Here is a 16,264-nt window from a genome sequence, read left to right as displayed (position 1 = left end):
CGCCGAAAGCCCTAAGCCCCAGACCCACAAAGGCGCATGAGCGAGCCTGTAAGCCCCACCGAAACCGAACCGACGCCGGACGAGGCTTCCGAGCCGCGCCGCCGCGAACCCGTGTTCAACCTGCCGCCGGTGGTGCTCGCCGTGATCGGCATATGCGTGGTCGTCTATCTGCTGCAGCAATATGTGCTGAACGAAGCGCAGCAAATGACGCTGCTCTACGACGGTGCCTTCATTCCGGTGCTGTACACCGGCCAGTACGGCTTCGACTGGTTCCTGTTCACGCGTCCGTTCACCTATGCGTTCATGCATGGGGGCATTGCCCATATCGCCATCAACATGATCTGGCTTGCAGCCTTCGGTTCGCCGCTCGCCAATCGTCTCGGCGCGCTGCGTTTCGCGATATTCTACGCCGTGACAGGGCTGGCTTCGGTTGTTCTGTTCTGGGCGCTGCATCCCTATGGCGAGGCGCCGCTCGTCGGTGCCTCGGGTGCGATCTCCGGCATGATGGGCGCGGCTGCGCGCTATGGGTTCCGCGTCGACCGCTCTTCAGGCAGCGCGGCCTTCGCCGGCGAGCCGCTGCCGATCTCATCCGTGTTGCGCTCGCGCGGCGTCATGACCTTTCTTGGCGTTTGGATGGTGATCAATCTGGCCACGGGCCTGCTTGGCTTCGCGCCGGGCATCGACGGTCAGATCGCCTGGGAAGCCCATATCGGCGGCTTCGTCGCCGGCTTTTTCGGGCTGCGTTTTTTCGACCGTCCGATGGCTGCCGCCTAGAGCATGATCCCGAAAAGTGGGAACCGGTTTTCGGAGAAGATCATGCTCCAACAAGAGATAGATCAGGATGGCGATTCAACGAAACGCCGTCCTGATCTAGTCCTCAGGCGCACTTGAAATGCAATCAATCACGGCGCACGATGTTACCCAAGCACCCAGTGTCTTCCTAAGGGCGCCGGGGCTCAAAAGCCGGTCAGGGCGGGAGCCGGCGTCAAAGGCAGTGGAGGACGCCATGACGGTTAAGGCAATTCTTGAAAGCAAGGGCCATGACGTGTTCACGCTCGGGCCCAATGAAAAACTCAGCGAGGCCATTCGCATGCTGGCCGAGCACAGGATCGGCGCGCTCGTCATCACCAATGGCGATCGCAAGATCGTTGGCATTCTCTCGGAACGCGATATCGTCAGGGTGGTGGCCAAGGAGGGCGCCGCCGCGCTCGACATCGCCGTGCGCTCGGCGATGACGCCGAAGGTCAAGATCTGCAACGAAAACCACACGGTCAACGAGGTCATGGAGATCATGACGCGTGGGCGCTTCCGTCATCTGCCGGTGGAAAAGGGCGGCCAGCTTGATGGCATCGTCTCCATCGGCGACGTGGTCAAGCGCCGCATCGAGGATGTCGAGCGCGAAGCCGAAGAGATGAAAGCCTACATCGCCACGGCCTGAAGCAAACGGAAAGGTGCCGCCGGCGTTTCGTCCGGCGGCATTGGGCGCTAGAGCAATTCCAGGAAAAGTGTGCGCGGTTTTCCGTCCGGAATTGCGTAAAACAAAGGCACTAATGGTTGTCGAGTTGGGCGCGCACGAGCTCAAGCCCGCGTCGGGTGATGCGGTAAAGACCGCCGATCGTTGAGGAAACCGCCTTCTTCCGCCCCAGCTTTCGGAAGAGCTCCAGGTCGAAGCCTGGATAGCGCCAGGCGTCGCGGGTCAGGCACAGGACCAGGCGATCCTCCTGCTCTCGTTCTTCTCTATTTCGATGCGCCCGCCCTGCGCGAGCAGGTGCAGGAGCACTGTTCCCCACAGCGCCGCGCGTCCTCTTGGACGCGCAAAGGACGCTGTGGCACCCTTATTTGGCGCATGATCCTTTCCGAAAATCGATTTCGATTTTCGGGGTCATGCGCTGCGCGAAATGTCCATTGGAGAATTCCCGGGAAAACAACAAAAACCAGCGCCGCGGGACGTCGCGGCACGGGGTTCCAGGTTTTTCCGCCCCGCCTCGCTTAGGAGGTCAGGGCTTCACCGGGACCGAGCGTAAGTGGACATCCACTCTCCATTGGGATGGACGTTTCTTAGGCGAAGGTGGCGGAAAAGGCCAGCGTACGGGCTTTGCGCTTGTCTCGCCGAGCTGTTTGCACTAGCGAGTGTTGCGATTTTCGCAACATGATATGCAAATCGAACCACCCCAAGCAAGCCATCCGACAGGCCTCCATGAGCATCATCGACACCCGCACCCCCGACGCAAAACGTCTGATCCCCGGCGCCACCGGCGACTGGGAGATCATCATCGGGCTCGAAGTGCATGCGCAAGTGATCTCGGAGGCAAAACTCTTTTCCGGCGCCTCGACGTCGTTCGGCGCAGCGCCCAACGCCAATGTCAGCCTTGTCGACGCGGCGATGCCCGGCATGCTGCCGGTCATCAACGAGGAATGCGTCAAGCAGGCGATCCGCACGGGGCTCGGCCTGAAGGCCGCGATCAATCACAAGTCGGTCTTCGATCGGAAGAACTATTTCTATCCGGACCTGCCGCAGGGCTACCAGATCTCGCAGTTCAAGCAGCCGATCGTCGGCGAGGGCAAGGTGATCGTCTCCGTCGGGCCCGACCGCCAGGGCGAGTTCGAGGACATCGAGGTCGGCATCGAGCGCCTGCATCTGGAACAGGATGCCGGCAAGTCGATGCATGACCAGCATGCGACCATGTCCTATGTCGACCTCAACCGCTCCGGCGTGGCGCTGATGGAGATCGTCTCCAAGCCCGACATCCGCTCGGCCGACGAGGCCAAGGCCTATGTGACGAAGCTGCGCTCGATCATGCGCTATCTCGGCACCTGCGACGGCAACATGGACGAAGGCTCGCTGCGTGCCGACGTCAACGTCTCGGTGCGCCGTCCGGGCGGCGCCTTCGGCACGCGTTGCGAGATCAAGAACATGAACTCGATCCGCTTCATCGGCCAGGCCATCGAATATGAGGCGCGTCGCCAGATCGCCATTCTGGAGGACGGCGGCAAGATCGACCAGGAGACACGCCTGTTCGATCCGGTCAAGGGCGAGACGCGTTCGATGCGCTCCAAGGAAGAAGCGCATGACTACCGCTATTTCCCGGATCCCGACCTTTTGCCGCTGGAATTCGACCAGGCCTATGTCGATGCGCTCGCCAGGAACCTGCCGGAGCTGCCCGACGACAAGAAGGCGCGGTTGGTCGATGCGCTCGGCCTCTCGGCCTATGACGCCTCGGTCCTGGTATCGGAAAAGCCGATCGCCGATTATTTCGAGAAGGTGGCGGCAGGGCGCGACGGCAAGCTCGCCGCCAACTGGGTCATCAACGATCTCCTTGGCCAGCTGAACAAAGCTGGCAAGGGCATTGAAAATGCTCCGGTTTCGCCCGAGCAGCTCGGCGCTGTTCTCGACCTGATCAAGGAAGGCACGATCTCCGGCAAGATCGCCAAGGACCTATTCGAGATCGTCTGGAACGAGGGCGGCGATCCGCGCCAGCATGTCGAGAGCCGCGGCATGAAGCAGGTCACCGACACCGGCGCCATCGAGAAGGCGGTCGATGAGGTCATCGCCGCCAATCCGGAAAAGGCCGAGCAGGCGCGCGCCAAGCCCACCATGGCCGGCTGGTTCGTCGGCCAGGTCATGAAGGCGACCGGCGGCAAGGCCAACCCGCAGGCGGTCAACGATCTCGTCAAGGCCAAGCTCGGCATCGAATAACGGTGTTTGTCCGCACCGCCAGCGACCGCGACATTGCGGCTATCCGGGCACTGCTGGCCGAGACCTGGCACGCGGCCTGCGACGCCATCTATGGCGCCGAGCGGATCGATCGAACCATCGCGCTTTGGTGTTCGCCGGAAAAGTTGAAAGCGCGCATCGAGCGGCCGCATGCGGAGTTCCTGGTCGCCGACGATGGCAAGCGCATCGGCGGCGTCGCCTATGCCGAGAGCGCCGACCAGGGCGCTTCGATCGATCTGGAGCAGCTTCATGTTGCACCGGACCTGCAGGGCCGGGGATTGGCGGCATGCTGCTGGACGAAGTGATGGAGAGCTTCCCCGAAGCGCGCGCGGTACGCGTCGAGGTGGCGGAAGCGAACAAGCGCGCCGTCGCCTTCTATATGGCGAACGGTTTCGTCCAGGTCAGCCGCGCCGACAATCGCGGGCCTGCGGAGTTCGGCGTCGCGTCGCTGCTCCTTGAGCGGCCGCTGATCGCCTGATCGCTCGACGCCACCGCAATTGCTTCACGTTGTTGCGAGCGGCGCGCCCAATGCCAGCTTTCATTTGACGGCCGAAAGCCCGGCGGCAATGCTGCGGCAGCCGACGCGCCGGCGACAGTCCGGTCGACCGGCAGCACGGTGATGAGGGGGACTGCCATGCCGAGCTTGCCGGAACTGATGCCGACCGAGGTGTCGGACGAGACGTTTGGCGGCGTGACCTATCACGTCGCCGGCGAACTGGTGCCCGTGCTGTCGGTCGATGTGACCAACATGCCGGTCTATTTCGAACACCACATCCTTTTGTGGAAGAACACCACGATCACCATCGGCCTGAAATCGTTGAAGGGCGCGCTGAAGCGCATGATCGCGGGCATGCAGATCTTCGTCACCGAGGCGTCCGGGCCGGGCGTCATCGCCTTCAGCCGCGACGGGCCGGGCCATATCGTGCCGATCCATCTTCGGCGCGGCGAGGAGATACAGGTGCGCGAGCATCAGTTCCTGGCCGCGACCGCCAGCGTCGACTACACGTTCGAGCGCGTCCGCGGCCTTGGAACGATGCTGTTCGGCCAGAGCGGCTTCTTCATCGACCGTTTCCGCGGCGAGACGGGCGACGGCATCGTCTGGCTGCACGGCTACGGTAATGTCTTCGAGAAGGTGCTGGCGCCCGGCGAGACCATCGACATCGAGCCAGGCGGCTGGCTGTTCAAGGACGCATCGGTGAAGATGGATACAAGGATCGACCGCCTTTCCAGCGGCTTCTTCGGCGCCGCCATGAATTTTGTCGTCAACCGCTTCACCGGACCGGGCCGCGTCGGCATCCAGTCGATGTATCTGCACATGCCGTCGGAAGAGTGACGCCGGGCCTGATCGAACGAACGTCCGATCAGGCGGAGGGAATTTCCACATTGTCGATCAGCCGCGTCGTGCCGAGCCAGGTCGCCGCCAGCAGGCGGCCGTCACGATCCCGCTGCCAGGGCTCGAGCGTGACACTCGCGCGGGCGGCGACGTACTCGACCTTTTGGAAACCCGCGGAGACCAGGGCCTTCGCGGCGGCGTCGGTGACGCCGGCTTCATCCGCGCCGGTTGAAAGCGCCGCCGCCGTGCGGCGCAGGATCACGTTGAGCTTGCGCGCGATGTCGAGCTCGGCTGCGCCCAGATAGGCGTTGCGCGACGACATGGCGAGGCCATGAGCATCGCGCACGGTCGGTGCGCCGACGATCTCGACGGGCAGGTCGAGATCGCGGCAGAGCTGCCTGACGACGCAGAGCTGCTGGTAGTCCTTCTCGCCGAACACGGCGCAATCGGGCGCCGCCTGCAGAAAGAGCTTGGCCACCACGGTCGCGACGCCGTCGAAGAAACTCGGCCTGAAATCGGTCTCCAGGCCGCGGGAGGGGCCTCCGACCGAGATTTTCGTGGCGAAGCCGAAGGGATACATCTCGCTCACGTTTGGCGTGAAGGCGAGATGCGCGCCCGCATCCCGTAACCGGTCGAGATCGCGCGCCAGCTGGCGCGGGTATTTGTCGAGATCTTCCGTCGGCGCGAACTGCGTCGGGTTGACGAAGATCGAGACCACGCAGCGCTCGGCCCGTTCGAGCGCGATCCTGACCAGCGAGATATGACCGTCATGCAGCGCTCCCATGGTTGGCACCATGGCCACCTTGAGGCCGGCCTGCCGCCAGTCCCGGACCTGCGCGCGAAGGGCGGTGACGCTGTCGACGACGATTGGCGCGTTCATGTCTTGTCCTTGCCGGATGCCGTCGTGAAGACGTGGTCGGGGCCGGGGAAGGCGCGGCTCCGCACCTCGGCTGCGTAGCGCGCCGCCGCATCCGCTATCGCGCTGCGCAAGTCGGCGTATTCCTTGACGAATTTCGGCACGCGGTCGACGGTCAGGCCGACCATGTCGTCGATCACCAGGATCTGGCCGTCGCAGTCGGCGCTGGCGCCGATGCCGATGGTCGGTATGGAAATATGACGGGTAAGCTTCGCGGCCACGGCTTCCATCGTGCCTTCGATGACGGCCGAGAAGGCGCCGGCTTGTTCCACCGCCTCGGCATCGCTGAGCAGCGCGGCGATATTGTCCTCCGTCCGGCCCTTGATCTTGTAGCCGCCGTCCTTCTCCACCGATTGCGGTTGCAGGCCGATGTGGCCCATGACCGGTATTCCCTCGGCGGCGATCGCGGCGATCCGGGAGGCCATGTCGACGCCGCCTTCGAGCTTCACGGCCTGGCAGTCTGTTTCCCCGACGATCCGCCTTGCCGACGCCGCGGCCTGCGCCGGCGAGGCCTCATAGCTGCCCGCCGGCATGTCGACCACGACGCAGGCCCTGGCCGAGCCGCGCATCACGGCCTGACCGTGCGCGATCATCATCTCCAGCGTGGCGCCGAGCGTTGTGGTGTGGCCATGCAGGACCATGGCGACGCTGTCGCCGACCAGCAGCAGATCGACATGGGGATCGAGCAGGCGGGCGACGGGATAGGTGTAGGCGGTAAGGCAGACGATCGGCACGCCGCCCTTGCGGCGGCGAATGTCTTCGGCGCTGATCCGGCTGTCGGCGGACGGATCCCGGGTCAATCGTCACCTCCCTCAAGCCGCGCCCGAAACGGGCGGGCCGAGCTTTAGAAAGACAGGCGGCGCTTGGCAAGCCGCGTTGCCGCCGGCGGCACAACTGCATCGATTTAATGCATGTCGCCAAAGGTACGGAGCGGTTCTGGGACGACGACATGCTTCAAGACAAGGACGCACGAAGCATTTACGTGGGGACATGGCAAAACCCTTGCCTTCGCGGTGGCGTGACGCCATAAGCAGGGAAAAGGCGCAGCCGCTGCCGCCGTGAGGATGTGGATGAAAACTTTCCTGCTGCAGTTTTTCACTTGGTGGAACAGCCAGACGCTCGGCACGCGCTTCCACACCTGGCGCTTCGGCAAGAGGGTCGGCGAGGACGAAGCCGGCAACGTCTACTATGAGGGCGGCATCGATTCGGAAGGTCGCACCCGCCGCTGGGTCATTTATCGCGATTATTCGGAAGCCTCGAAGATCCCGCCGGGCTGGCATGGCTGGATCCATCATCGCGTCGATACACCTCCACCGAGCGAGAGCTACAAGGCTCGCGACTGGCAGAAGGAGCATCGGCCGAACCTGACCGGAACGCCCGGCGCCTATCGTCCGCAGGGTTCCATCCTGACCAACCAGCATCGCCCGCAGGTGACTGGCGACTACGACGCCTGGACGCCGGGGTCGTAATCCCTCGGATCGTAATCCAAGACGCCGCTTCGGTCCTTTATCGCCACAATTGGCATTTAGCTGCTTGCTGACTGCGCAGCCATGACTAGCCTTGGGCGTTGAGAGAATCACCCGGGCGCAACCACCGGTATTTTGCATGAGCTCTTTCGGCCATACCTCAAAGGCGCTGATCGCGGCGGCGTCCATTCTGGTTGCCTCGACGGCGGCCTTCGCCGCCGCGCAGGCGCCGGCCGCGGCACCCGCGGCCTCCGACCGCGTCACCAATGCGGTGGCCGAGTTCGCCGGCATCGACAAGATCACCGGCCGCATCATCACCTTCGACGTCTATATCGACGAAACCGTGCAGTTCGGCGCTTTGCAGGTGACGCCGCGCGTCTGCTATTCGCGGCCGGATACGGAGCAGCCGAAGACCGATTCCTTCGTCGAGGTCGACGAGATCACGCTCGACCGCAAGATCCGCCGCATCTTCACCGGCTGGATGTTTGCCGAAAGCCCGGGCCTCAACGCCGTCGAGCACGCCGTCTATGACGTCTGGCTCAAGGGTTGCAAGCAGAAGTCGGACGTGCCGCCGCCGACCGCGGCCAAGGCCGACACGGCCAAGCCGAAGACCGAAGCCGCCAAGCCCAAGGCTCCGGCGCAACCGGCCGACGCCGCATCCGAGCCGGCTGACGCGGCGCCGGCCCCGGACGATACCACCGACACGAACTGATCTCGGAACCTGCCCGCCCTTTGGCCGTTCAAATCGGCAAGGCGAGGAGGATTCCGCGATGACTGTCACGAAAACAATCACCGCCAACAAGCAGGAGCTTCTCGATATCGAGAAGGGCTTTTGGTCAGGCGATTCCGCCTACTATGAAGCCAATGCCGATGTGGAGTGCCTGGTGGCGTTCCCGCAGATGGCGCAGGCGATGACCAATGCCGATCTCGCAAAGACCGCAACCAAGCCCAACAAATGGCGCGACCTGGACATCAAGTTGAAGGGCATGGTCGAGCCCGGCAGCGACATCGTCATGCTGACCTACGAGGCGCGCGCAACGCGCGAGAACGGCGAATCCTATGCCGCTTTGGTCAGCACCGGCTATGTCCATCGCGCCGACGGCTGGAAGATGATGTTCCATGCGCAGACGCCGATCGAGGCGGCAGAGCGAACTCAAGGATAAAAGACGGCCTCGCCCTTCAGCGCTTCGGCGAGCAGCTTCTCATACTGGCCGCGCGGCACGTCGACGGCGCCGAAGCGCTTCAGATGCTCGGTGGTGAACTGCGTGTCGAGCAGCGCGAAGCCGCGCGCCTTCAGCCGCTCGACGAGATGGTAGAGGCAGGTCTTTGAAGCGTCGGTCTCCCTGGCGAACATGCTTTCGCCGAAAAACACGCGCCCGAGCGAGACACCGTAGAGGCCGCCGACCAGGCGTTCCCCGCGCCACGCCTCGACCGAATGGCAGTGGCCCAGGCGATAGAGATCGACATAGGCTTCGCGGATCGGCGCATTGATCCAGGTCGAGCGGCGCTCCTCGCGCTTTTCGGCGCAGCCGTCGATCGTCGCCTCGAAATCGAAGTCGTAGCGGATCTCGAACGGATGCTTGCGGATCGTCTTCTTCAGGCTGCGTGGCGTGTGGAACCCGTCCAGCGGAATGATGCCGCGCGTTTCCGGCCGCACCCAGAACACTTCGGGGTCGTTGGCACTCTCGGCCATCGGGAAGACACCAGAGGCATAGGCCCTGAGCAGCAGGTCGGTCGGAATACGATAGCCTGGCGCGTAGGGGCGGGTCATCGCATCCCCGTGCTATTCACCCTTGGCCAGGTATTTTTCCAGCCAGTGGATGTCGTAGTCGCCATTGGCGATGTCGGGATTGCCGACAAGGTCGCGGAACAGCGGCAGCGTCGTCTTGATGCCGTCGACGACGAATTCGTCGAGCGCGCGGCGCAGCCGCATCATGCATTCGACGCGGTTGCGGCCATGCACGATCAGCTTGCCGATCAGACTATCGTAATAGGGCGGGATTTTGTAGCCGGAATAAACGCCGGAATCGACGCGGATGCCGAGGCCGCCGGGCGTATGGAAATGCGTGATCGTGCCGGGCGAGGGCGTGAAGGTGCGCGGATCCTCGGCGTTGATGCGGCACTCGATGGCATGGCCGTTGAACTTGATGTCTTCCTGCCTGACCGACAGCCCGCCACCCGAGGCGACGCGGATCTGCTCGTGCACGAGGTCGATGCCGGTGATCGCTTCGGTGACCGGATGCTCGACCTGAAGACGCGTGTTCATCTCGATGAAATAGAACTCGCCATTTTCGTAGAGGAACTCGATCGTGCCGGCGCCCGAATAGCCGAGATCGGCAATCGCCTTGGCGCAGATGCCGCCGATGCGCGAACGCTCCTCGGCATTGAGCGCCGGCGAATTGGCTTCCTCCCAGACTTTCTGGTGGCGCCGCTGCAGCGAGCAGTCGCGCTCGCCGAAATGCACGCCGCGGCCAGCGCCGTCGCCGAACACCTGCACCTCGATATGGCGCGGCTTCTCCAGGTATTTCTCGATATAGACGGCGTCGTCGCCGAAGGCGGCACCCGCTTCCGACTTGGCCGTCTGCAGCGCGACTTCGAGGTCGGCTTCGCTATGCGCCACCTTCATGCCGCGGCCGCCGCCGCCGGCGGAGGCCTTGATGATCACCGGATAGCCGATCTCGGCGGCGACGCGCTTGGCTTCCTTCTCCTCGCTGATCGCGCCGTCGGATCCAGGCACGACCGGGATGCCGAGACGCTTTGCCGTGCGCTTGGCCTCGATCTTGTCGCCCATGATGCGGATATGGTCGCCCGACGGGCCGATGAAGGTGATGTTGTGGGCCGCCAGGATGTCGGCGAACTTGGCATTCTCCGACAGGAAGCCGTAGCCCGGATGCACGGCGTCGGCGCCGGTGATCTCGCAGGCGGCGACGATCTGGTGGATGTTGAGATAGCTTTCGCGCGAGGGCGGCGGGCCGATGCAGACGCTCTCGTCGGCAAGCCGAACATGCATGGCGTCGGAATCCGCGGTCGAGTGGACCACCACCGTCTGGATGCCGAGCTCCTTGCAGGCGCGCAGCACGCGGAGCGCGATTTCGCCGCGATTGGCGATGAGGATCTTCTGGAACATCTCTTGGTTGTTCCCAGCTCTACTCAAGGACCACCAGCGGCATGCCGTATTCGACCGGCTGGGCATCCTCGATGAGGATCGCCGTCACCGTGCCGGCGCGCGGCGAGGGGATCTGGTTCATCGTCTTCATCGCTTCGATGATGAGCAGCGTCTGGCCTTCCTTGACCTTCTGGCCGACTTCGATGAACGCCTTGGCGTCGGGCGAGGGTGCCAGATAGGCGGTGCCGACCATCGGCGAGGGCACTGCGTTCTTGGACACATCGGCGGCCGCGGCTGCCGTTGCGGGCTGAGCCGCTGCCGCGGCAACAGGAGCAACCGCGGCAAGCGGCGCGGCGACGGCGTGGACGGCCTGCGTTTGGCGCGAGACGCGCACCTTGAGGTCGCCGAGTTCGACCTCGATCTCGGTCAGATTGGTGTCGTTCAGAATGCCCGCCAGATCGCGGATCAGCTGCTGGTCAACACCGGTCTTTTTTATCGACATTTTCGAGCCTTCTGTTTGGGAGCCGGTCACAGGCGAGCCGCCAGTGCCTGCAGCGCGAGGGTGTAGCCGAGCGGCCCGAACCCGCAGATCATGCCGACAGCGACCGGCGCGACCATGGAGACGTGGCGGAAGGGCTCCCGCGCGTGGATGTTGGAAAGATGGACTTCCGCGACGGGCAGCGGTGCTGCGGCGCGGATGGCGTCGTGAATGGCGATCGATGTGTGGCTGTAGGCGCCGGGATTGATGACGATGCCTGCCGCCTTCTCGCTGGCTTCCTGGATCCAGTCGACCAGATCGCCTTCATGGTTGGATTGGCGAAAATCGATCTCGAGCCCGAGCGCGGCGCCGGCCGCCTTGCAGTCCTCGGCGATGGCCGCAAGCGTCTTGCCGCCATAGATCCCCGGTTCGCGCTTGCCGAGCGCATTGAGATTGGGACCGTTGAGGACGAAAATCGTTTTCAATATGCCGACCTTGTTCTACGCCGACCCCAAGCCGGCGCACTGCGCCTCTATAATGGGCATAGCCGCCCGCGAAAAGAGCGCAAGTGCGTTCTTTCGCTGTCCACAGCGGCCGGCTTTTGCACCGCGGGCGTCTAGAGCGCGCTCTTTGCCTCTTCGATCTTTTCCGCCAGAACCTGCTGGCCGAGCGCTCCGAAGATCACCTCGTTGCCAACCACATAGGACGGCGTGCCGGTGATCGACAGTTTCGTCGCAAGGTCATAGGTGCGCGAAAGCGTTTCGGCGATGCGCGGATCCTTCATCTTCTCGCGCAGCGCTGCCTCGTCGGCGCCGAGCGAAAGCGCAACCTTGATGGCGGTCGCTTCGGTGGCGCGGCCCTGGCCGCCGAGCAGCGCGGTGTGGAATTCGCCGTATTTTTCCGGGTGCATCAGGTGGAACGCCATGGAGACGACGCTGGCCTTCTGCGAGTCCGGGCTGAGGATCGGGAATTCCTTGAGCACGAAGCGCAGGTCCGGGTCGGACTTGGTCAGCACCTGCATGTCCTCGATGGCGCGTTTGCAGAAGCCGCAATTGTAATCGTAGAACTCGACGATCGTGATCTTGCCCTTCGGATTGCCGACGACGCCGTCGAAGGTGGAGTTGAAGATCTCGTCCTTGGAGTCCTTGATCACGCCAAGTGCTGCGAGCCGCTGCTCTTCCTTCTGCTTGGCCTCGAGCGCGTCCTGCACCTCGAGCAGAACTTCCGGGTTCTTCAGGAGATAATCGCGGATGATGCCTTCGACCTCTTTGCGATCGATCTTGGTGTCGGCGGAAACCTTGGTGTCGGTCGAGGACGTGACCTGAGCCAGTTGCACGGTGTCGGCCCTCGCGGCCTGCGGGTTTCCCGCCACGAAGCCGAAGGCCAACATCCCGAGCGCCACAGCCAGACCGCCAGCGCTGCCAAGCAGGATTGCCTTGTTCATGATTGTCGATCCTTTTGCCTTTTCCGGTCCGCCTTGGTCGCCGCCAACGTCCGGGAGGTTCATTTGAGTTTGTTCGATGGCGTGTAGTTTATAATATCCTGCGCGCGGACCCAGCGGGGTTCGCCGCGCTTCAATTTCTGTTGAGCGCGCATGGCGAAGATCTTAGCGTTTTTGTAGTCGCCCGCATAATAGTGGCCCTCGGCGGTGGCGAGATCGGCAGCCGGAATCTCGCCGAGTTCGCCATATGCCTGCGCCAGAAAGCGATAAGCGTCGGCATTTTCCTTGTCCCGCCCGACGCCATTGTTGAGCTGGACCACTGCCTTCTGAGTCGAATCGGGCGTTCCCACCGCCATCAGCGCCTGGCCGAGCGAGACCAGCAGCAGGCCGGAGCGCGCTGGATCGAGGCTGACCGCCTTGGCATAGGCGTCCGCCGCATCCTTCGACTTGTTGGCCTTCATCAGGATATCGCCGCGCAATTCATGGAAATAGGGGTTCTTCGGTTGTTCCTTGATCAGCGCCGCCGTCTTGGTGAGCGCCGCGCCCGGACTGCCGAAGAGATAGGTCTGCTGCGCATCGCCATAGCGCGAGGCAAGGCTGGCCGGGTTCTTGCGCATCAGCCGCGCGACGGCTGCCTGGCCCTGCATATAGGCGGCGATCTTGATGCGCATCATGTCGTGCCGCTGCTGCAGCGACGGCGGGTCGACAACGTTGACGAACGGGCTCTGCTTGACGAGCACTTCCAGGTTGGCGATGCGCTCCTGCGGCATCGGATGGCTGATCCGATAGGGGTCGACATGGGTGCCGGCGAGCGAGAGCGCGCTCTGGAAGCGGCCGAAGGTCTTCAGCATGCCCATACCGGATTGGCCGGTGGCGTTGAGATAGGTGATCGCCGAACGGTCGGCGGTGATTTCTTCGGTACGCCGATAGGCGAGGATCGAGCGTTGCGCCATCTCGCCGCCGCCGGCGGCGACCCCCATGCCGGCGCCGGCAAGGCCGCGGCTGTTGGTGGTGGCGCCGGCCACCATGGCGCCGGCACCAAGCAGCGTGGCCATGATGGCCATGGTCTTGGCGCGGTCGAGCTGGTCGCGCAATTTCTGCTGGTGACCGCCAGCGATATGGCCGGCCTCGTGCGCGATGACGCCAATGATCTCGTTCGGCGTTTCGGCGGTCACCAGCGCGCCGGTGTTGATGAACAGTCGCCGCCCGGTGACGAAGGCGTTGAAGCTCTGGTCGTTGACCAGAACGATGTCGATGCCGTCATTGGCAAGCCCCGCGGCCTCGAAGATCGGCCGGGCATAGTCGCGCACCAAGGCCTCGATCTCAGCGTCGCGCACCACCGGCACGCCTTGCGCAAAGGCGCTGACCGAGCTCGACACGGCGACCGCGGCGGCAAGCAGAAGCGTCGCGAAGTCGCGCGCAGTTCGGCTGAGGGAGGTCGATTCGCCAAGCGATGGTCGGGGTCGGCTCAACATAAGGTCCACTGGTAGACGAGCGGGCGAAAGATGAAAAGTCGGCGCCGGTAACTTCCTGCGCGCTTGTGATCCCCACATCAATCGGGCATTTGTGCGGCGCTGCCCTCGAACCGGGGCGGTTCAAGGGCGATCCAGGACGGCTTCCGCCCAGGAATTTCGCCGGATAATGGCAGTTGGAAGAGGTCAAATGGTCGTTTCGCTTTCACGCCGAGGGGAAGTCGAGCCCTTCCACGCCATGGACATCCTGGCCGAAGCCAACCGGCTGAAGGCCGCCGGAGTGCCCGTGGTGTCGATGGCCGTCGGCCAGCCATCGGATCCCGCGCCGGTCGGCGTCCGCGAGGCAGCGGCCGCGGCCCTGCGGCATGGCCGCATCGGCTACACCGACGCCTTGGGTCTCGCCGATCTGCGCAAGGCGATCGTGGCGCATTATGGCGAGCACTATGGGATCGACGTCGCGCCGTCGCGCATTGCCGTCACGACCGGCTCGTCCGCCGCCTTCAACCTCGCTTTCCTGGCCATGTTCGATCCGGGCGACCGCGTCGCCATCGCCGCGCCCGGCTATCCGGCCTACCGCAACATCATGGCCGCGCTCGGCATCGAGATCGTCGAAATCGAGCTCGGCGCGGATGCCTATCTGCATGCCGAGCACCTCAAGGCCGCGCATCGCGACAAGCCGCTGAAGGGCGTGCTGTTCGCCAGCCCCGCCAATCCGACCGGCGCGGTCATTCCGGCGGATGAACTTGCCGCGCTGGTGAAGACGGCCGAGGAACTCGGCATCGCCGTGATCTCGGACGAAATCTATCACCGGCTGGCCTACGCGGCGCCAGATGTCACCGCGCTGGCGCACGGCGCCGGTGTCACCGTGATCAATTCCTTCTCGAAATATTATTGCATGACCGGCTGGCGGATCGGCTGGATGGTGCTGCCGCAAGAACTGGTGCGGCCGGTCGAGCGTGTCGCCCAGAGCCTCTACATCTCGCCGCCGGAGCTGTCGCAGGTCGCTGCGATCGAGGCTTTCAAGGCGACCGAAGAGCTGGAAAAGGTGAAGGCGCGTTATGCCTGGAACCGCGACCTTCTAATGAAACGCCTGCCAGAACTCGGCTTCGCGCTCGCCGCGCCGATGGACGGCGCCTTCTATGCGTTCTGCGATGTCACCCGCCACACCAACGACAGCATGGCTTTTGCGCGCAAGATGCTGGCCGAGGCGCATGTCGCGGCGACGCCCGGCCGTGATTTCGACCCGCAGCAGGGCCATCGCACCATGCGCTTTTCCTATGCCGGCAGCCATGACGAGATGGTCGAGGCGCTGGCGCGCATCGAACGCTGGCTGAAATAGAAGCCATGCCGGAACTCGAGCAGGCACTGGCCGAAGTGGCCGCCGAAATGGCGCAGCGTACCGATCGCGGCGAGGTGGCGACCTACATCCCGCAGCTCGGCAAGGTCGACCCGAAGAAATTCGGCATCGCCGCCGTGACCAATGACGGCCGCGTCATGCTTGCCGGCGATGCCGATCAGCCCTTTTCGATCCAGAGCGTCTCGAAAGTCTTCACGCTCACGCTGGCGCTTGGCAAGGTCGGCGATGCGCTATGGCATCGCGTCGGCCGCGAGCCGTCCGGCAATCCGTTCAACTCGATCGTCCAGCTCGAACACGAGAACGGCATCCCGCGCAATCCGTTCATCAATGCCGGCGCCATCGTCGTCTCCGACGTCCTGCTCGCCGGCCATCAGCCGCGCGAGGCGATAGGCGAAATCCTGCGCTTCATCCAGTTCCTCGCCGATGACGAGACGATCATCATCGACCGCGAGGTGGCGGCATCCGAGCGCGCCACCGGCTACCGCAACTTCGCCATGGCCAACTACATGAAATCCTTCGGCAATCTCCATCACGAACCGGAGCTGGCGCTGGGTGTCTATTTCCACCATTGCGCGATTGCTATGAGCTGCCGCCAACTCGCCATGGCCGGCTGCTTCCTCGCCAATGGCGGCAGGAACCCGGCGACCGGGCATTCGGTCGTCTCGGCCGAACGGGCGCGCCGCATCGGCGCACTGATGCTGACCTGCGGCCACTATGACGGTTCCGGCGACTTTGCCTTCCGCGTCGGTATCCCAGGCAAAAGCGGTGTCGGTGGCGGCATTCTCGGCATCGTGCCAGGGGTTGCTTCGCTGGCGGTGTGGTCGCCCGGACTCAACGAGAACGGCAACTCCAAGCTCGGCTCAATCGCCATGGAGAAGCTCGCCCGGATGATGAACTGGTCGATCTTCGCGCCGTAAAGCAGCAAAGTGCTGGCGGTTTTCCACCCGGAACTGCGCTAAAAAGGGCTGTCGGCGAAATGA

The 16,264-nt window shown here is 63.8% G+C and carries 19 protein-coding genes and 1 pseudogene; 11 read left to right on the top strand and 9 right to left on the bottom strand.

From position 1 onward, the window contains the following. Positions 1–36: 36 nt before the first annotated feature. Together FJ430_RS21880 and FJ430_RS21875 are read left to right on the top strand one after the other, a co-directional pair. A complete protein-coding gene (locus FJ430_RS21880; protein WP_140707595.1) occupies positions 37–774 on the top strand; it encodes a rhomboid family intramembrane serine protease in 738 nt (245 codons plus the stop codon). A gap of 232 nt (positions 775–1,006) precedes the next feature. Continuing rightward, positions 1,007–1,438 (top strand): CBS domain-containing protein, encoded by a 432-nt coding sequence (locus FJ430_RS21875; protein ID WP_140646924.1) that lies wholly within the window; start codon positions 1,007–1,009, stop codon positions 1,436–1,438. A 109-nt stretch (positions 1,439–1,547) separates the two neighbouring features. On the opposite strand, the pseudogene FJ430_RS21870 reads toward FJ430_RS21875, so the two are convergent. Next, positions 1,548–1,792, bottom strand: a pseudogene (locus FJ430_RS21870) (YjhX family toxin). Positions 1,793–2,197: 405 nt separating this feature from the next. On the opposite strand from FJ430_RS21870, the gene gatB reads away from it, so the two are divergent. The 4 genes from gatB to FJ430_RS21855 all read left to right on the top strand — a co-directional run bounded on the left by gatB (position 2,198) and on the right by FJ430_RS21855 (position 5,048). Then, positions 2,198–3,697, top strand: coding sequence for an Asp-tRNA(Asn)/Glu-tRNA(Gln) amidotransferase subunit GatB (gene gatB, locus FJ430_RS21865; RefSeq protein WP_140707597.1), 1,500 nt, complete (start codon positions 2,198–2,200; stop codon positions 3,695–3,697). A gap of 2 nt (positions 3,698–3,699) precedes the next feature. After that, positions 3,700–4,020 (top strand): GNAT family N-acetyltransferase, encoded by a 321-nt coding sequence (locus FJ430_RS31700; RefSeq protein ID WP_319022987.1) that lies wholly within the window; start codon positions 3,700–3,702, stop codon positions 4,018–4,020. Beyond that, positions 4,002–4,193, top strand: a complete 192-nt coding sequence (locus FJ430_RS31695; protein WP_319022986.1) for a hypothetical protein — start codon at positions 4,002–4,004, stop codon at positions 4,191–4,193. The genes FJ430_RS31700 and FJ430_RS31695 overlap by 19 nt, the downstream gene beginning before the upstream one ends. 156 nt (positions 4,194–4,349) lie before the next feature. After that, positions 4,350–5,048 carry an AIM24 family protein gene (locus tag FJ430_RS21855; RefSeq protein ID WP_140646928.1) on the top strand — a complete coding sequence of 233 codons (699 nt, stop codon included), beginning with the start codon at positions 4,350–4,352 and terminating at the stop codon, positions 5,046–5,048. 28 nt (positions 5,049–5,076) lie between these two features. Here the strand turns inward: FJ430_RS21855 and panC are convergent, their stop codons facing one another. Together panC and panB are read right to left on the bottom strand one after the other, a co-directional pair. Next, complete coding sequence (gene panC / locus FJ430_RS21850) at positions 5,077–5,928, bottom strand: pantoate--beta-alanine ligase (protein ID WP_140707599.1); 852 nt, start codon at positions 5,926–5,928, stop codon at positions 5,077–5,079. Then, positions 5,925–6,764: a 3-methyl-2-oxobutanoate hydroxymethyltransferase gene (gene panB, locus FJ430_RS21845; RefSeq protein ID WP_140707601.1), complete on the bottom strand. Its 840-nt coding sequence runs from the start codon at positions 6,762–6,764 to the stop codon at positions 5,925–5,927. The genes panC and panB overlap by 4 nt, the downstream gene beginning before the upstream one ends. A gap of 270 nt (positions 6,765–7,034) precedes the next feature. Here panB and FJ430_RS21840 point away from each other — a divergent pair, with 270 nt between their 5' ends. From FJ430_RS21840 to FJ430_RS21830, 3 genes are all read left to right on the top strand, one after another. Further along, on the top strand, positions 7,035–7,433 hold the full coding sequence (locus FJ430_RS21840; RefSeq protein ID WP_140646931.1) for an NADH:ubiquinone oxidoreductase subunit NDUFA12: 399 nt from the start codon (positions 7,035–7,037) through the stop codon (positions 7,431–7,433). A 136-nt stretch (positions 7,434–7,569) separates the two neighbouring features. After that, a complete protein-coding gene (locus FJ430_RS21835) occupies positions 7,570–8,142 on the top strand; it encodes a DUF2155 domain-containing protein (protein WP_140646932.1) in 573 nt (190 codons plus the stop codon). A gap of 58 nt (positions 8,143–8,200) precedes the next feature. Beyond that, entirely contained in the window at positions 8,201–8,593 is a 393-nt protein-coding gene (locus tag FJ430_RS21830; RefSeq protein WP_140707603.1) for a hypothetical protein, read from the top strand. Here FJ430_RS21830 and aat read toward each other — a convergent pair. From aat to FJ430_RS21800, 6 genes are all read right to left on the bottom strand, one after another. Further along, positions 8,584–9,201: a leucyl/phenylalanyl-tRNA--protein transferase gene (gene aat / locus FJ430_RS21825; protein ID WP_140707605.1), complete on the bottom strand. Its 618-nt coding sequence runs from the start codon at positions 9,199–9,201 to the stop codon at positions 8,584–8,586. The genes FJ430_RS21830 and aat overlap by 10 nt on opposite strands. 12 nt (positions 9,202–9,213) lie before the next feature. After that, entirely contained in the window at positions 9,214–10,557 is a 1,344-nt protein-coding gene (gene accC, locus FJ430_RS21820) for an acetyl-CoA carboxylase biotin carboxylase subunit (protein WP_140707607.1), read from the bottom strand. A gap of 19 nt (positions 10,558–10,576) precedes the next feature. After that, positions 10,577–11,038, bottom strand: coding sequence for an acetyl-CoA carboxylase biotin carboxyl carrier protein (gene accB / locus FJ430_RS21815; RefSeq protein ID WP_140646936.1), 462 nt, complete (start codon positions 11,036–11,038; stop codon positions 10,577–10,579). Positions 11,039–11,064: 26 nt separating this feature from the next. Further along, on the bottom strand, positions 11,065–11,499 hold the full coding sequence (gene aroQ, locus FJ430_RS21810; RefSeq protein WP_095767887.1) for a type II 3-dehydroquinate dehydratase: 435 nt from the start codon (positions 11,497–11,499) through the stop codon (positions 11,065–11,067). Between the two features lie 131 nt (positions 11,500–11,630). Continuing rightward, positions 11,631–12,458: a DsbA family protein gene (locus tag FJ430_RS21805; protein WP_140707609.1), complete on the bottom strand. Its 828-nt coding sequence runs from the start codon at positions 12,456–12,458 to the stop codon at positions 11,631–11,633. Between the two features lie 59 nt (positions 12,459–12,517). Continuing rightward, positions 12,518–13,930, bottom strand: coding sequence for a M48 family metalloprotease (locus tag FJ430_RS21800; RefSeq protein WP_140707611.1), 1,413 nt, complete (start codon positions 13,928–13,930; stop codon positions 12,518–12,520). Between the two features lie 187 nt (positions 13,931–14,117). Between FJ430_RS21800 and FJ430_RS21795 the strand changes: the two genes are divergently transcribed. Together FJ430_RS21795 and FJ430_RS21790 are read left to right on the top strand one after the other, a co-directional pair. Next, positions 14,118–15,266, top strand: a complete 1,149-nt coding sequence (locus tag FJ430_RS21795) for a pyridoxal phosphate-dependent aminotransferase (protein WP_140707613.1) — start codon at positions 14,118–14,120, stop codon at positions 15,264–15,266. A 5-nt stretch (positions 15,267–15,271) separates the two neighbouring features. After that, positions 15,272–16,201: a glutaminase gene (locus FJ430_RS21790; RefSeq protein ID WP_181175483.1), complete on the top strand. Its 930-nt coding sequence runs from the start codon at positions 15,272–15,274 to the stop codon at positions 16,199–16,201. Positions 16,202–16,264: the final 63 nt, after the last annotated feature.

The organism is Mesorhizobium sp. B2-8-5 (assembly GCF_006440675.2).
Lineage (GTDB): Bacteria > Pseudomonadota > Alphaproteobacteria > Rhizobiales > Rhizobiaceae > Mesorhizobium.
This window is presented reverse-complemented; position numbering and strand designations above follow the sequence as displayed.

Coding starts and splice junctions, on each gene's coding strand:
- FJ430_RS21880 (WP_140707595.1), top strand. CDS start 37: ATGAGCGAGCCTGTAAGCCCCACCGAAACCGAACCGACGCCGGACGAG.
- FJ430_RS21875 (WP_140646924.1), top strand. CDS start 1,007: ATGACGGTTAAGGCAATTCTTGAAAGCAAGGGCCATGACGTGTTCACG.
- gatB (WP_140707597.1), top strand. CDS start 2,198: ATGAGCATCATCGACACCCGCACCCCCGACGCAAAACGTCTGATCCCC.
- FJ430_RS31695 (WP_319022986.1), top strand. CDS start 4,002: ATGCTGCTGGACGAAGTGATGGAGAGCTTCCCCGAAGCGCGCGCGGTA.
- FJ430_RS21855 (WP_140646928.1), top strand. CDS start 4,350: ATGCCGAGCTTGCCGGAACTGATGCCGACCGAGGTGTCGGACGAGACG.
- panC (WP_140707599.1), bottom strand. CDS start 5,928: ATGAACGCGCCAATCGTCGTCGACAGCGTCACCGCCCTTCGCGCGCAG.
- FJ430_RS21840 (WP_140646931.1), top strand. CDS start 7,035: ATGAAAACTTTCCTGCTGCAGTTTTTCACTTGGTGGAACAGCCAGACG.
- FJ430_RS21835 (WP_140646932.1), top strand. CDS start 7,570: ATGAGCTCTTTCGGCCATACCTCAAAGGCGCTGATCGCGGCGGCGTCC.
- FJ430_RS21830 (WP_140707603.1), top strand. CDS start 8,201: ATGACTGTCACGAAAACAATCACCGCCAACAAGCAGGAGCTTCTCGAT.
- aat (WP_140707605.1), bottom strand. CDS start 9,201: ATGACCCGCCCCTACGCGCCAGGCTATCGTATTCCGACCGACCTGCTG.
- accC (WP_140707607.1), bottom strand. CDS start 10,557: ATGTTCCAGAAGATCCTCATCGCCAATCGCGGCGAAATCGCGCTCCGC.
- accB (WP_140646936.1), bottom strand. CDS start 11,038: ATGTCGATAAAAAAGACCGGTGTTGACCAGCAGCTGATCCGCGATCTG.
- FJ430_RS21805 (WP_140707609.1), bottom strand. CDS start 12,458: ATGAACAAGGCAATCCTGCTTGGCAGCGCTGGCGGTCTGGCTGTGGCG.
- FJ430_RS21800 (WP_140707611.1), bottom strand. CDS start 13,930: ATGTTGAGCCGACCCCGACCATCGCTTGGCGAATCGACCTCCCTCAGC.
- FJ430_RS21795 (WP_140707613.1), top strand. CDS start 14,118: ATGGTCGTTTCGCTTTCACGCCGAGGGGAAGTCGAGCCCTTCCACGCC.
- FJ430_RS21790 (WP_181175483.1), top strand. CDS start 15,272: ATGCCGGAACTCGAGCAGGCACTGGCCGAAGTGGCCGCCGAAATGGCG.